Source organism: Pseudomonas sp. HMWF006, assembly GCF_003061205.1.
Taxonomy (GTDB): domain Bacteria; phylum Pseudomonadota; class Gammaproteobacteria; order Pseudomonadales; family Pseudomonadaceae; genus Aquipseudomonas; species Aquipseudomonas monsensis.
This window is the reverse complement of sequence record NZ_QAIU01000386.1, coordinates 3,715-5,465: the sequence shown is the minus strand read 5'-3', so window position 1 is coordinate 5,465 and position 1,751 is coordinate 3,715. Positions and strand designations below refer to the sequence as shown.

The window sequence follows — 1,751 nt, the reverse complement described above, 5'->3', positions numbered from 1 at the left end:
GTGAAAACGAGCTCTACAACGCCAACCGCCGCTACACCGAAATCCGCTACACCGAGGAATATTCGATGTACCGCGTGCTGGCGAACATGGGCCAGCTGCTGAGCAAACAACGGGTGGTGCTGCCGGCGGATGCGATTGCGGCGACCGAAGTCAAAAACGAAGCACGCCTGCCTGAGCTGAAATAAACGAAAACCCATGTGGCGAGGGAGCTTGCTCCCGCTGGGTTGCGCAGCAATCCCAAAGATTTGAGCAGCAATGAGATCCATGGGACTGCTGCGCAGCCATCGGGGATAAACCCCCTCGCCACAGGTTGGACCAGTCATTACAGGGGCGATCAATATGACCAGCATGGAACCCGGCCACTCCGGGGTCGATCCGCGGCTGAGCTTCGATGATCCGTTACTCGACGGTCTGTTGATCCTCTGCAAACTCCACGGCGCAATCGTCAGCCGCGCCAGCCTGAGTGCCGGGCTGCCCCTGAACAAGCAACGCCTGAGTCTCGACCTGCTGCCTCGCGCCGCCGCCCGGGCCGGGTTGCAGGCGCGTCTGTTGCGCCGAGAGTTGAAAGATATTTCCTCGCTGAACCTGCCGATCCTGTTGCTGCTCAACGACGGGCGCACCGCCGTGCTGCGGCGCTTTGGCGATGACGGCAAGGCGCTGATTTTACCCAGCGAAGCCGAAGGCGGCGAACAATGGGTCAGTCGCGAAGAACTCGCCGAGCACTACAGCGGCCAGGCCTTGTTCGCCCGTCCGCGCCACGAACTGGAAGACTTGCGTTCGCCGCTGGTGCCACGGGTGCATGCGTGGTTTCGTGACACCCTGAAACTGTCGAAATGGCTCTACAGCGATGCGATTCTCGCCAGTTTCCTGATCAATCTTTTAGGCCTGATGGTGCCGTTGTTCGTCATGCAAACTTACGACCGCGTGGTGCCGAATCAGGCCACTTCGACCTTGTGGGTGCTGTCGATCGGTTTGCTGATCGGCACCGGGTTCGAACTGGTCCTGCGGGTAGTGCGCGCGCACCTGCTCGACACCGCCGGCAAGAAGACCGATGTGATCCTTTCTGCGACTTTATTCGAACGCATCACCGGCATGTCGATGAAGGCGCGCCCGGCGACCATCGGCGGATTCGCCCAGAGCATTCATGACTTTCAGGGTCTGCGTGAATTCCTCACGGCGGTAACCCTGACCAGCCTGATCGACCTGCCTTTCGTGGTGTTGATGCTGGTGGTGATCGGCCTGCTCGGCGGCTGGCTGGTGGTGATTCCGCTGCTGGCGTTTCCGATCACGATCATCTTTGCCCTGGCGATTCAGGTGCGCCTGCGCGACACCGTGCAGAAGAGCCTGAGCCTGGGTGCCGAACGCCAGGCGCTGCTGATCGAAACCCTCGGCGGCCTGGAGACCCTCAAGGCGTGCAGTGCCGAAAGCGAGCGCCAGCACAAATGGGAAAGCACCCATGGCGCCCTCACCCGCCTCGACAGCCATGCGCGCAACCTTTCGGCGCTGGCGACCAATGGCACGCTGTTCATTCAGCAGTTTTCCGGGATGGCGACGATTGTCGCCGGGGTCTACAGCATCATCGCCGGCAACCTCAGCGTCGGTGCACTGGTCGCCAGTTACATGCTCGGCAGTCGCGTACTCGCGCCACTGGGGCAGATCGCCGGACTGATCACCCGCTACCAGCAAGCGCAACTGACCATGAAAAGCACCGATGCGCTGATGGGCCTGCCGCAGGAGCGCGACGGCAAGCA

General features: G+C 61.5%; 1 protein-coding gene and 1 pseudogene. Both read left to right on the top strand.

The window, feature by feature from the left end; genetic code table 11:
- Positions 1-185 (top strand): annotated as a pseudogene (locus tag DBR24_RS32365) (channel protein TolC); the annotation flags it as partial.
- Positions 186-339: 154 nt separating this feature from the next.
- On the top strand, positions 340-1,751 hold a 1,412-nt coding region (locus DBR24_RS15890), incomplete at its 3' end, for an ABC transporter transmembrane domain-containing protein (RefSeq protein ID WP_256591542.1).